We start from the raw sequence: 12753 nt of genomic DNA on the forward strand, positions 1-12753 counted from the left end.
GGCCGTTCCCCCGGTGCAGAGCGGTGCGACGGCAACACCTTCCGGCGAGAGGAAGAGCTGACATGACTGAAACGTTGGACCTCAGGGAACAGTCGATCCGGAAGTGGGGAAGCGATAACCGCGCGATCCGCAAGGGAAAGTGGATCGGAAAGCCGGCCAGGCGCCTGGAGGACCCGCGCTATCTGACGGGGGCGGCCCGCTACGTAGCGGATCTCCAACTGCCCCAGATGCTTCATGCCGTGTACGTCCGCTCCCCCCACCCGCACGCCCGTATCGTCTCCATCGACAAGTCCGTGCTTCCGGGACTCGGCAAGACCGTGTTCGCCTTCACGGGCGAGGACCTGCGCGATGTGCCGCCGCTGATCGACCACGTCGCGCTCGACAACCTCCTGAGGACGCCCCAGCAGGTCGTCGCGGTCGACAAGGTCCGGTTCGTCGGGGACGCGGTGGCGATCGTTCTCGCAGCGGACCGGTACGCAGCCGAAGACGCTGCCGAGGCACTCGGTGCTGCCGTCGAGTACGAGGAGCTGCCGCCGGTGCCGCATGTGGCGGCTTCCGGTGCGCCGGACGCCGCGCTGCTGTTCGAGGAACTCGGCACGAACGAGATTTACCGCCAGGCGGAAACCCACGGCGATGTCGACGAGGCGTTCGCCAGGGCCGACCGTGTGTTCAGCACACAGTTCCACCACAACCGCTACATGGCGGCGCCCATGGAGACCAGGGGCGTGCTGGCCGATTTCGACCGCGCCGACCAGCAGCTGACCGTCTGGTCGTCGACCCAGATGCCGCACTTCCTGCGTTCGGTGATCGCCGGGCAGCTCAGCCTGCCCGAGAACAAGGTCCGGGTGATCGCACCCGAGGTCGGCGGCGGATTCGGCCAGAAGATGTGCACGGTGCCCGAAGAGATCGCCATTCCCTACATCGCGACCCGGCTCGGGCGGCCGGTCAAGTGGATCGAGGACCGGCACGAGCACCTCATCGCGGCGACCCACTCCAAGCAGCAGTCGATCAACCTCGAGGTCGCCGTCACCAACGACGGCAAGATACTCGGCGTCCGCGGAGAGTTCGTCGGTGACGGCGGCGGCTACTCCTTCAACACCGAGAGCGCCCTGATCGAGCCGGCGCTCGCGGCGAAGTCGCTGCCCGGCCCCTACCGGATCGAGAACTACCGGGAGGAGGTCGGCGCCTTCCTGACCAACAAGAGCCCTGTGGCGGCGTACCGCGGAGTGGGCTGGACCGCCGCGAACACCGTGCGGGAGCTCCTCTTCGACGACATCGCACGCGGCCTCGGCATGGATCCGGCGGAGTTCCGCCGGCGCAACATGCTGCACTCCGACGAGCTCCCGTACCTCTCGTGCACCGGCCAGGTCTACGACAGCGGCAGCTACCTGGAGTCTCTGGACAAGGCGCTCGAGGCCGTCGACTACCAGGCGTTCCGCGAGAGGCAGCAGGAGCTGCGCAAGCAGGGCCGCTACATCGGTCTGGGCATCAGCTCCTATGTGGAGCAGACCGCGTGGGGCAGCGAATCCTCGGCCCAGGCCGGTACGCCGCTGCCCTCGCACGACAACGCCACCGTTACCGTGGATCCGTCGGGCAAGGTGACCGTCGCGGTCAGCGTGTCCAGCCACGGCCAGGGACACGAGACCTCGCTCGCCCAGGTCGCCGCCGACGGCCTCGGAGTGGACATCAAGGATGTCGTGGTCCTGCACGGCGACACCTCGAACACGCCGTACGGGCTCGGCACCTACGCCAGCCGCAGCGCCGTCATCGGCGGTGCCACCGTGGCCAGGGCCGCCGCGGACGTCCGCGAGCAGATCCTCCAGGTGGCCGGAAAGATGCTCGAGGCCAGCCCCGAGGACCTGGTGATCGAAGACGGGAAGGTCTCCGTCGCGGGTACCCCGTCGCGGTTCAAGACCCTGGCCGACGTGGCCTACGCCGCGCACTGGGACTCCGAGGTGCGCAACAGCGAACCGCTGCTGTCCGCCACCCGGTTCTACGACCCGCCCGCCAACTACGCCAACGGCTGCGTCGTGGCGCTGTGCGAGGTGGACGCCGACACCGGCGTGGTCACCCTGGACCGCATCATCGCGGTGGAGGACTGCGGCATGGTGATCAACCCGATGATCGTGGAAGCGCAGGTGCACGGCGCGATCGTCCAGGGACTTGGTGGCGCGATGCTCGAGCACCTGATCTACAGCGACGAGGGCCAGCCGCTCACCACGACCTACATGGATTACCTCGTGCCCACGTTCTCCGACGTGCCGCCGATCGAGGTGATCAGCATCGAGACCCCGTCCCCCTTCACCGTGGGCGGTATCAAGGGCATGGGCGAGGGTGGTCAGATCGCCGCTCCCGCCGCCCTGGCCAACGCGGTGGCAGATGCTCTCGCCCCGTTCGGAGCTCGTGTCGAGAAGCTGCCGCTCACGCCCGACTACGTGCTGCGGCTCATGGGCAAGATCGGCTCGCCGGAGAAGGCGGCGGGTGCATAGCAATAGGGCAGAGTCGGTGCCGGGGTTGCCGAGGCGGAGACCACGGCAACCCCGGCATCAGCCGGAGGAGCAGCGATGAGCATCGACCAGCACCAGGGCGGCGGGCCGTCCGGCCTTCCGTTCGACACCGTCGACGAAGTGCAGCACGTCCTGCGCGGCCGTAACTACCTGGCGGGGCGTGGGTTGGCTACCGCGATCCTGCTCTCCCTCAAGATGGGCCGGCCCCTGCTGCTCGAGGGTGAGGCCGGAGTCGGTAAGACGGAAATCGCCAAGACACTCGCCGGTGTCCTCGATACCGAGCTTATTCGCCTGCAGTGCTACGAGGGCATCGACGCCTCGCAGGCGCTCTACGAGTGGGACTACGGACGCCAGTTGCTGTTCGCCCGCGCCCTGCAGGACGGGGAGATCGATGCCGCGGACCGGGTACGGCAGCTGTACGGCCCGGACTTCCTCCTCGCCCGACCGTTGCTCCAAGCCATTCGGGCCGAGAAGCAGGCCGTGCTGTTGATCGACGAAATCGATCGGGCCGACGACGAGTTCGAGGCCTTTCTGCTCGAGGTGCTCTCCGACTTCACCGTGACGGTGCCGGAACTGGGCACGATCCGGGCGGTGTCACCGCCCGCGGTGATCCTCACGTCCAACCGCACCAGGGAGCTGCACGACGCGCTCAAACGGCGGTGCATGTATCAGTGGATCGAGTTCCCCGAGCTCGAGAGGGAGGTGGAGATCGTGCGGCTGCGGGCCCCCAATGTATCGGAACCGCTGGCCCGCTCGGTCGTCACCGCCATTGCGCGGCTGCGCGAGCTCGACCTGATCAAGCGGCCGGGCAGCGCGGAGGCGATCGACTGGGCCAATGCGCTTGCGCTGCTGGGAGCTGAGGCCGTCACCAGTGAGGAGGGCCGCCTGACGCTCGGCTGGGCGATCAAGAACCAGGACGACATGCGCCTGGTCGAACCGCGACTGCACGAGCTCGTCGGTGAGTGACCCGGTAGAGCTCGCCACCCGATTCTGCAGGGTGCTGCGTACAGAGGGCCTGCCGGTGGGCAGCGGCCAGATCATCGACTTCTGCCGCGCCGCGGCCGAACTTGGAGAGCTCTACTGGGCCGGCTTGGCCACGCTGGTCAGCGATCGGGAGGAGATCGCGGTCTACGAACGCGTGTTCCGGAGCTTCTTCGCCGACCATGAGTCGGTGTTCATGCCCGAACCGCCGCCGGAGGCTCCAGCCGTCATGCGGACCGCACACACCGCGGGGCTGGCCGACCCATCCGACGAGGACGCCGACCAGCAGGTTTCCATGGCCAGTTACGTCGAGCTGCTGAGGAAGAAATCATTCGCCGACTGCACCGAGGAGGAGCTCCAGGCGTTGTTCGCGGTCGGCGCTCGCCTGCCGGTGATCCCCCGTCGTTCCCGGCGCTATCGAGCCGCCCGCAGGGGGGTGCCCGACTTCCATCGCACTCTGCGGGCCTCCTTCCGTACCGGGGCCGAGCCGGTACGCCGGGCGTGGCGTGTGCGCAGGCTCCGCCCACGCAGGGTCATCCTCCTCCTCGACGTTTCCGGTTCGATGGCGGCCTACTCCCGTGCGCTGCTCTTCTTTGCCCACGCGGGAGTGCGAGCGCAGCGGGAATGGGAGGTGTTCTGCTTCGGTACCCGGCTCACGCGAGTGACCCGCGAGCTGGCGCAGGGCATGCCGGACGAAGCGCTACGACGGGCCGCCGACGAAGTCGTCGACTGGGACGGTGGCACGCGCATCGGCGGCTCCCTCAAGTGCTTCCTCGACGGGTACGGCCACGGCGGTCTCGCCCGAGGGGCGGCGGTGGTCATCTGCTCGGACGGGCTCGAGTTCGGTGACCCGGAGCTGCTCGGACAGCAGATGCTGCGGCTGTCCCGCCTCGCCCACCGAGTCGTTTGGCTCAACCCCCTCAAGGAGGACCCGGCGTACGAGCCGCTCGTACGCGGAATGCAGGCCGCACTGCCCCATATCGATGTCTTCTCCAGCGGACACAACCTCGCCGGCTTGGCCGAGGGTTTGGCAGGAGCGCTCGGCAACCGATCCATGTCTGACCGATCCATGTCTGACAGAAATGCGGGGCTGAGGATGTGAACAAGGACGTCGCGACCGACGGTGGTCAGCGGCCATCGACCATCACGGTGGTGGCAGCGGCGATCGTAGAGCAGGGCCGGCTGCTCGTGGTCAGCAAGAAGGCCGCTCCGAACGTCTTCTATCTACCTGGTGGCAAACCGGAGGCGGGGGAGAGCGCCGAGGAGACACTCATCCGTGAACTCGATGAAGAGCTCGGCGTGGCCCCCACCAGTCTCACCATGTTGCTCGACGTTGAGGATGTCGCCGCACTCGAAGGCGTGCCGATGCGTATGACGGTTTTCAGGGCCGAGATCGACCAGGTCCCTCGGCCGGCCGCCGAACTGGCTGACCTGCGATGGATCAACGGCAGCGACGAGCACGCACCAATGCTCGCTCCTGCGGTACAGAACCACGTGGTCCCTCTCCTGGTCCGATCCGGCTTTCTCCTCTGACCCCACCTCCCAGGGCATCTGTGCCGGGCAGGCCCCCGATTGACGCTGCTGCGGCAGTGGATGCATCTGGCTCCAAGCGCGCTCCGGTCTGATCGTCGCGCCGCAGGTGGTCGGCCTAAAACCTTTTCGCGCCCGCCATGATGGCTTCGCGGATGCGGTGGTAGGTGCCACAGCGGCACATGTTGCGGATCTCGTCGAGGTCGGCCTCGCCGATCTCGTGGCCCGCCGCCCGGGCCTGCTTGACCCTGGCGACGGCGGCCATGATCTGCCCGGGCTGGCAGTAACCACACTGCGCGACGTCGTGTTCGAGCCAGGCCTCCTGCATGGGGTGCAGGTCCTTGCCGACAGTGGCGGGCAGGCCCTCGATGGTGGTGATCTCGTCGGTGGGCTGGATGTCCTTGACCTGTACCGAGCAGGGGTTGAACGCCTTGCCGTTGATGTGGCTGGTGCAGGCCTGACAAACGCCCAGCCCGCAACCGTACTTGGGGCCGGTGACACCCAGGACGTCGCGCAGCACCCACAGCAGCCGCACGTCGCCCTCGACGTCCGCCGTGACCTGCTTGCCGTTGAGGATGAAGGTGTGTTGGGGCACGGTTGCTCCTAGTAGGCGCGGGTCAGGCCGTCAGTGGGGGAGGCGGGAATCGGGGGAACGGTCGGCAGCGGCTCGAAGCCGAGCGGGCCGTCATGGTTGATCGGGAATCGGGTCGGCATTGATCCGGTGGCCCGGCCGTACGCGCAGGCGACGGCCGCCATCGCCCCGGCGACGGCCAGCTCCCCTGCCCCGCCGGGCTTGCCGGTGGTCGGCGGCATCACCACGATCCGCAGCTCGGGGGGCGTGTTCCACTGGCGGGTGTAGAAGTAGTTGTCCCAGCTGCCCTCGAGGAAGTGTCCGTCCTTGAGGTGCAGGCTGGAGCTGAGGGTGATGGCGATGCCATCCATGATCCCGCCCATCATCTGGGCCTCCAGGCCGCGTGGATTGACGGCGAGACCGACGTCCACGGCGCAGACGACCTTGGTGACCCGCGGTCCGGTGTAGGCGTCATGGACCTTACGGCCGGTCGTGTCCGAACGGCAGTCGATCTCGACGAGCACCGCGACGACGGCGTGGTACTCGGGGTGGATCGCGATGCCCTGCGCGGTCCCGGCCGGCATCGCCCGTCCCCAGCCGCCGATCTGCGCGACCTTGTCGAGCACGGCACGTGCGCGGTCGTCCTTGAGGAACTCCCGGCGGAACCGGTAGGGGTCCTTGCCCATCGCGTTGGCGAGCTGGTCGACGATGAGCTCCTGCGCGCATCTGACGTTGGGTGAGTAGATGTTGCGCATGCTGCCGGTGTTGAACCCCTTGTCCACCTCGCTCAGCAGCTGGGTGGTGGTGCCGAAGTTGTAGGGCGTCTGCTGGGTGAGTTCGAATACCGTTTCGGAGAAGCCGATGTCGCCTACGGGCAGCTTCGCGGCCATGGCGGTGATGATCTCGCCGAGGCCGTGGCCGAAGTCCGTGGCCACGGAGGTGTGCCGCTGCTCGAGCGCGAGCACCTCGCTCCCCGTGTACGTGGCACGCACTCGGCTCGTGGACATCGGGTGCGTGCGACCCTGCCGGAAATCGTCGGTGCGATGCCACATGAGTTTGACCGGCTTGCCCATGGTCTGTGAGATCTCGGCCGCTTCCTGTGCTGCGTCGAAGAACAGCTTGCGTCCGAACGACCCGCCGCCCTCGGTGACATGTACCGTGACCGCGGTCGGCGGCAACCCGAGCTTCTCCGCGATCGCCTGCTGGGCCACGATCGGCGACTTCAGCGCGGCCCAGATCTCGGCCCGGTCGGGCCTGACGTCGGCCACCGCGCAGTTCGGCTCCAATGCGCTGTTGCTGGCGAACTGAAACGTGAAGGTGCCCTCCACGGCCTTCGTCAGCAGTCCCAGCTTCGGTACCGCGAACGGAAGCTCGGCTTCCTTCAGTTCCCGCAGCACGGTGGCATCGGACGCTCCGTCCTCGGTGCCGGGGCCCCAGGTCACCTGCAATGCCCGCACCGCGTCGATGCACTGCCCGAAGGTCTTTCCCCGTACCGCTACGCCGGTGGAGACGCTCGCGACATCGGTGATGCCCGGCATCGCCCGTACCGCTGCCAGGTTCTGTACCGACCGCACCGTGCCGTTGATCGTAGGCGGCCGGCACACCATGGTCGGCTTTGCGCCGGGTATGTCCAGGTCCATGGCGAACTGCTTACGGCCCGTGACGCTTTCGAGCGCGTCGATCCGGCTCTGTGCTGTGCCGATGACCGAGAAGTGCGACTGCGGTTTGAGAGTGACGGACACCTGCACGGTCTGCGGGCTCGCGGCCTTCTCCGCCAGCGAGCCGTAGGTCGCGCTCTTGCCGCTCTCTGAGGTGATCATCCCTGCGCGGCTGGTCAGCGCCGATACCGGCTCGCCGAACTCCGCGGCCGCGGCCTCCAGCAGCCGGTGCCTGGCAGTGGCCGCCGCGACGCGGATCGGGGTGTAGGTGGAGATGGTGGTGTTCGACCCGCCGGTGAGCTGGTTGAACAGCAGCTCCGGACGCGCATCGGCGAGCGTGATGCGGATCTTGTCCAGGGGCAGGTCCAGCTCTTCCGCGATCAGCATCGCGCTGGAGGTGGTGATGCCCTGACCCACCTCGGCGCGCGGCAGCGCGAACGAGGCGGTGCCATCGGTGTGCACCTGAATGCTGATCAGGTTGGACGTGGGCCGCGCGGCATCCGTGAGCATGTCGTTGAGGTCGTACAGCTCGGACGGCTGGGAAGGCGACGGGACAGCCGCCGCAGCATGTGAGGGTGCCACAGCCGTTTCCCCCAACTGCGCTGCCACCGTCAGTGTCGAAGCTGCCACCACGTATCCCAGGAATCGCCGCCGTCCCACCTCGCGGGGGGCGGCTGCCTCCTCCGACTGCTGCGGACCCTCGTGGGCTCCCATCACCTGTCCTCTCGACAAATTCGAACAGCTTCGCGGCGAGGGCCGCCGTACCGGTCAGCACGGGGGGTTACGGACCGGAAGCCACTTCTCGCCGGTCAACGGACTGTCGTCGGGCAGCCCGCTTGGACTCAGCAACCGCCTCCGCCATTGATGGGAGTGACTGCCGGGTTCCTAGAGTTGACTGTTCAAACTCGGAGCGATCCAAACGCATGAGCGGCTTCCATTGCATCGGGGAACGATGTGCCGGTGGCCGTCGCTTCGTATCGGCTACCGGCGATGGGCGCACACCGCGGATCGGGATTAGGACGCTCCCGCTGGGGTCCCCCATGCCGAAGGCCGGGGGAGGGCGGGGGCGAACCGACTGCGTTCCCCAGCCTACCCGCCGTCGCCCAGCGGCCGTCCGGCCCGCAGGTTCCATCGCCCGGCGCGCCCGCTCAACTCCACGGCGGCCAGCGGTGGTACGTCGATCCGCCAGAACGCCTGCACGGGCAGATCCAGCGCCCGTACGACCGCCGCCCGTACGACATCGACCTCGACGACGGCGACCACCCGCCCCGGCTCACTGGCCTCCCTCTTCAGCCAGCCGCCCACCCGGTCGCACAGTTCGAACAGCGACTCCCCGCCGTGCGGTGCGCACGCCGGGTCCGTAAGCCAGGCCTTCACCGCCTCGGGCTCGGCGGCGGTGACCTCCTCCAGGGTCATGCCGCTCCACCGGCCCATCGCAAGCCCGGCCAACTCGGGCCGCGGCACCGCGTCCAGGCCGAGACCGGTGGCGGTCTCCCCGCAGCGTGCGGTGGGGGAGATGGCTACGCGGTCCGCAGCCGGCACGCTTTCGGCGGCGAACCGAGCGCGCCGCAGCCCCGCGGCGTCCAGGGAGCAGCCGTCGTCGAAGCGCGCCTGCCGCAGAGCAGCACTCACCGCTGGTGAGATCAACATCACCCGAGTGGTCACACGCCACTCCTCCCTGGGCCAACCAGCCGATGAGTACCGGGCCTTGGGGGCACACATGCGGAATGGTGTGCACCCCTGTGCGGCCCGCGCGCCCCTTGGCCGGATCGCCCATTCGCGATACCGTCGCGACGATATTGACGACGGCAAACGGAAGCCGGTGGGAATCCGGCACGGTCGCGCCACTGTAAGCCCGGCAGGAGCCGACCCCGCCCCGGGGTGGTGATCGCTGGGTGAGTCAGACCCGCTGCCGTCGTTCCGAGCTCCAACGACATGGGACGCGCGTTCCCCGGGAGGTCCTGCCATGGCGCAGTCCGTCGCCCCGCCGACTCTTGCCCCCGCCGCTCCGGCCACGCTGCCGATCCGGGTGATCCTGCCCTGGGCGGCCTTCTTCGGCATCCTGATGCTGATCCTGCTGTACTTCGTCGGTGCCGAGCAGGGCGCGACGGCGCTGCTCTCCGGCGAGAACGTGCACGAGTGGGTGCACGACGGCCGCCACCTGCTCGGTTTCCCCTGCCACTGACAGGGGCCCCGAACGTGAACTCCATCACCGTCAGATCTCTCCTGGTGCGCGGCATGCTCGCCGGCCTCGCCGCCGGGCTGCTCGCCCTCGTCGTCGCCTATCTGCTCGGCGAACCGCACGTGGACGCCGCCATCGCGTACGAGGAGGGACACTCCCACGAACACGGCGCGGAGCTGGTGAGCCGCACCATGCAGTCCACCGCTGGACTGGCCACCGGCGTGCTCATCTACGGCGTGGCGCTGGGCGGCATCGCGGCCCTGGCGTTCTGCTTCGCCCTGGGCCGGATCGGCCGCTTCAGTCCGCGCGCGACCGCCGCCCTGCTGTCGGCCGCCGCCCTGGTCGCGGTCTACCTGGTGCCGTTCCTGAAGTACCCGGCCAACCCGCCGTCGGTCGGCGACCCCGACACCATCGGCAAGCGCACCACGCTGTACTTCCTGATGATGGCCCTCAGCGTGCTGCTGGCGGTCGCGGCCGTCATCCTGGGCAAGCGCCTCGCGCCGCGACTGGGCACCTGGTACGCCACGGTGGTGGCCGGGGCGGGGTTCGTCCTCGCTGTCGGTCTGGCCTACGCGTTCCTGCCGACGATCAACGAGGTGCCGCACGACTTCTCGGCGACGCTGCTGTGGCAGTTCCGCCTCGCGGCCCTGGCCATCCAGCTCACCCTGTGGGCCTCCTTCGGGGTGCTGTTCGGCCACCTCGCGGAGCGGGTCCTTCAGCCTCGTAGCGAAACCGCCGGCAGCCAGCCGGTGGCTGTGGAGGTAGCACCCGCAGCCAACTGAGGCAGCCATACGGAAGGGTCCGCCGGGTAGCTAGCTACCCGGCGGACCCTTCCTTTCGTTGTGCGCGCGGCGGATGTCAGGGCAGCGCCGGGTAGGGCACGAAGGTGCTGCTGTTCTCGTCGATGGCGAGGTGCTGCCGTGAGACGTACGACCGAGGTCGAGGACTGCTGCGTCTGCATGCGCCGCGGGTCCTCGGCGCGCTGGTACGCCGCGACGGGCACTTCGGCCTCGCCGAGGACTCCGTACAAGAGGCGCTGCTCGCGGCCGCCCGGCAATGGCCAGAGAAGGGCCTCCCGGACAATCCTCGCGGGTGGCTGATCAAGGTCGCCTCCCGCCGCCTCATGGACCAGCTGCGCAGCGACGAGACGCGAAGACGCTGAGTCAGTTCTGGAACCGCGCAGGGCCGGCTCAGCTCGGGGCGAGCGGGGTGAACGTGACGGGCAGGTGCTCCGGGCCGCGCAGTACGGAGGGCCGTCGGAGCAGCGTGCCGGGCGGCACGGCCAGGGCGAGACCGGGAAGCCGGCGCAGGACGGTGCCGATGGCGATCTGTCCCTCCAGCCGGGCCAGGGGCGCGCCCAGGCAGTAATGGATGCCGTGCCCGAACGCCAGGTGGGAGCTGTCCCGCCGGGCGATGTCCAGGCGGTCGGGGTCCGGGAAGCGTGCCGGGTCGCGGTCCGCGATGGCGGTGGCGATCAGTACGGTCGCCCCGCGCGGGATGTTCACCCCGGCGATGTCGACGTCCTCGCGGGCGAACCGGGCGATGCCGGGGTTCACCGGCCCGTCGTAGCGGAGGAACTCCTCGATCGCGTCCGGCAGCAGCCCCGGGTCCGCCCGGAGCAGCTCCAGCTGCTCGGGGTGGGCGAGCAGCGCGGCGATGCCGCTGCCGATCAGGTTGACCGTGGTGATGTACCCAGCGACCAGCAGCAGGAACGCCATGGCGATCAGCTCGTGGTCGTCCAGCCGCTGCTCCTCGTCCCGGGCGGTGACCAGCGCGCTGAGCAGGTCGTCCCCGGGCCGGGCCCGTTTGGCCTCCAGAAGCCCCTTCAGATAGCTCCGCATCTGCTGCCAGGCGTTGTCGATCACGGCCGGGTCGGGCGGTTCGGCCTGCCGGGGGATCATGGCGTCGGTCCACCGGTGGAAGTCGTGCCGGTCCTGCACAGGCACGCCCAGCAGTTCACTGATCACGGTGACCGGAAGCGGCAGCGCGAAGTCCGCGATGAGATCGGCGCGGCCGATCGGCAGGACCGCGTCGAGCAAGGCGTCAGTGATCTCCTGTACGCGTGGACGCAGCTCGGCCACGCGGCGGGCGGTGAAGCCCTTGGAGACCAGACGGCGCAGCCGGGTGTGGTCGGGCGGATCGACGCGGAGCATGTTCCGCAGAAAGGACTCCCGCTCCGTCGAGGGCAGCCGCTCAAGGAGCCGGGTGTCGGCGGCGTCCCGGATGTCGTTGCTCAGCCTGGGGTCCGACAGCGCCGCGAGCCCGTCCTCGTAGCCGGTGATCAGCCAGGCTTCCACCCCGCCGGCGAGCACGGCACGACACACGGGGCCGTCCTCGCACAATCGCCGGTAGAACGGGAACGGATCCAGGAGGAAGGCAGGGTCCGTATACGGCAGAACGATCGGCTCGCTCTCCATACCCCCAACGTTACGTCGTCGAGGCGGGGGGCGCCGAGGTGAAGTTCGGCCACCCTGCACGCGGCAAGGGGGTGCAGGTGCAAATCCTGTCGTCCCGACGGTCTGACCCGGGGCTCGCGGGCGGCCTGCGGCGGCTTTGACCGTCCTCGCCAGAGCGGGGGCGCAACCCGACCCTGTGCACAAGTGCAGGCCCAGCGCCTCACCGTGCCGCATGCCCGTGTCCGGCAGCGGCTCGAGCAGGTCGGCCAAACTGGTCGGCGAAGGCCTGGGCGTTGTGTCGCTGGAATGCCGCCGCCTGCGCCGGTGTCCAGCGCAGCCGTTCCGGAGCCACCGGTCGGGGCATGAACGCGAAACGGGCTGGACCGCCGGCCAGCAGCCAGGTCCGGCGGCGGCCCCAAGCTGCGCTGGAGAAGGGCAAGTTCGCCGGAGGCGGAGGTACCTGACCGGTGGTCCCGGCTCAGCCCACATCCCACATGAAGCGGTGGGTGTGGATGCCGAAGTACGGGAAGTTCTCCACCTTCGCCACGTCGTCGATGGGGCGGACGACGTCGTTGATGAAGTCCAGGAGCTCGGACGGGCGCTGGCAGACGACCTCGGCGAAGAGGTCGAAAGTGCCGGAGGTGAGCACCACGTAGATGACCTCTTCGTGACGGGAGAGTTCGTCCGCCACCGCGCGGGCGTCGCCGTCCACGGCGATGCCCAGCAGTGCCATGGCCTGCCCGCCCATGGCCATCGGGTCGGTGACCCCGACGACCTGCACCACCTTGGTGTCGATCAGCCGCTGCAGTCGCTGCCGGGCGGCCGAGGGGGAGAGCCCCACCTTGGGGCCGAGGTCGGCATAGGGGATACGGCCGTCGGCCTGCAGTTCCCGCAGGATGGCCCGGTCGATGTCGTCCACGCGCGCAGT

General features: G+C 68.8%; 11 protein-coding genes, 1 pseudogene and 1 riboswitch. Of the genes and pseudogenes, 7 read left to right on the plus strand and 5 right to left on the minus strand.

The annotated features are described in order from the left end of the window. The first annotated feature begins 62 nt into the window (after positions 1–62). From ACY34J_RS11725 to ACY34J_RS11740, 4 genes are all read left to right on the plus strand, one after another. Positions 63–2489, plus strand: a complete 2427-nt coding sequence (locus tag ACY34J_RS11725; protein WP_462726427.1) for a xanthine dehydrogenase family protein molybdopterin-binding subunit — start codon at positions 63–65, stop codon at positions 2487–2489. Between the two features lie 75 nt (positions 2490–2564). Then, positions 2565–3473 carry an AAA family ATPase gene (locus tag ACY34J_RS11730; protein WP_462726426.1) on the plus strand — a complete coding sequence of 303 codons (909 nt, stop codon included), beginning with the start codon at positions 2565–2567 and terminating at the stop codon, positions 3471–3473. Beyond that, entirely contained in the window at positions 3466–4590 is a 1125-nt protein-coding gene (locus ACY34J_RS11735) for a vWA domain-containing protein (protein WP_462726425.1), read from the plus strand. The genes ACY34J_RS11730 and ACY34J_RS11735 overlap by 8 nt, the downstream gene beginning before the upstream one ends. Then, the gene (locus ACY34J_RS11740) at positions 4587–5021 is read left to right on the plus strand and encodes an NUDIX hydrolase (RefSeq protein WP_462726424.1); all 435 of its coding nucleotides are present in this window, start codon (positions 4587–4589) and stop codon (positions 5019–5021) included. The genes ACY34J_RS11735 and ACY34J_RS11740 overlap by 4 nt, the downstream gene beginning before the upstream one ends. Before the next feature lie 115 nt (positions 5022–5136). Here ACY34J_RS11740 and ACY34J_RS11745 read toward each other — a convergent pair whose 3' ends face one another. The 3 genes from ACY34J_RS11745 to ACY34J_RS11755 all read right to left on the minus strand — a co-directional run bounded on the left by ACY34J_RS11745 (position 5137) and on the right by ACY34J_RS11755 (position 8912). Beyond that, complete coding sequence (locus ACY34J_RS11745; protein WP_462726423.1) at positions 5137–5613, minus strand: (2Fe-2S)-binding protein; 477 nt, start codon at positions 5611–5613, stop codon at positions 5137–5139. An 8-nt stretch (positions 5614–5621) separates the two neighbouring features. After that, on the minus strand, positions 5622–7961 hold the full coding sequence (locus ACY34J_RS11750) for a molybdopterin cofactor-binding domain-containing protein (RefSeq protein WP_462726422.1): 2340 nt from the start codon (positions 7959–7961) through the stop codon (positions 5622–5624). A gap of 375 nt (positions 7962–8336) precedes the next feature. Next, the gene (locus ACY34J_RS11755; protein ID WP_462726421.1) at positions 8337–8912 is read right to left on the minus strand and encodes a histidine phosphatase family protein; all 576 of its coding nucleotides are present in this window, start codon (positions 8910–8912) and stop codon (positions 8337–8339) included. A 112-nt stretch (positions 8913–9024) separates the two neighbouring features. Beyond that, positions 9025–9178, plus strand: a riboswitch (cobalamin riboswitch). A gap of 35 nt (positions 9179–9213) precedes the next feature. On the opposite strand from ACY34J_RS11755, the gene ACY34J_RS11760 reads away from it, so the two are divergent. From ACY34J_RS11760 to ACY34J_RS11770, 3 genes and pseudogenes are all read left to right on the plus strand, one after another. After that, the gene (locus ACY34J_RS11760; RefSeq protein ID WP_462726420.1) at positions 9214–9432 is read left to right on the plus strand and encodes a CbtB domain-containing protein; all 219 of its coding nucleotides are present in this window, start codon (positions 9214–9216) and stop codon (positions 9430–9432) included. Between the two features lie 14 nt (positions 9433–9446). Continuing rightward, positions 9447–10211 (plus strand): CbtA family protein, encoded by a 765-nt coding sequence (locus ACY34J_RS11765; RefSeq protein ID WP_462726419.1) that lies wholly within the window; start codon positions 9447–9449, stop codon positions 10209–10211. A gap of 122 nt (positions 10212–10333) precedes the next feature. After that, positions 10334–10588, plus strand: a pseudogene (locus ACY34J_RS11770) (sigma factor); the annotation flags it as partial. 31 nt (positions 10589–10619) lie between these two features. Here ACY34J_RS11770 and ACY34J_RS11775 read toward each other — a convergent pair. Together ACY34J_RS11775 and ACY34J_RS11780 are read right to left on the minus strand one after the other, a co-directional pair. After that, a complete protein-coding gene (locus ACY34J_RS11775) occupies positions 10620–11846 on the minus strand; it encodes a cytochrome P450 family protein (RefSeq protein WP_462726418.1) in 1227 nt (408 codons plus the stop codon). Positions 11847–12303: 457 nt separating this feature from the next. After that, a complete protein-coding gene (locus ACY34J_RS11780; RefSeq protein WP_462726417.1) occupies positions 12304–12744 on the minus strand; it encodes an Lrp/AsnC family transcriptional regulator in 441 nt (146 codons plus the stop codon). Between the last annotated feature and the right edge of the window lie 9 nt (positions 12745–12753).

Source organism: Streptomyces sp. HSS9-12, assembly GCF_054963655.1.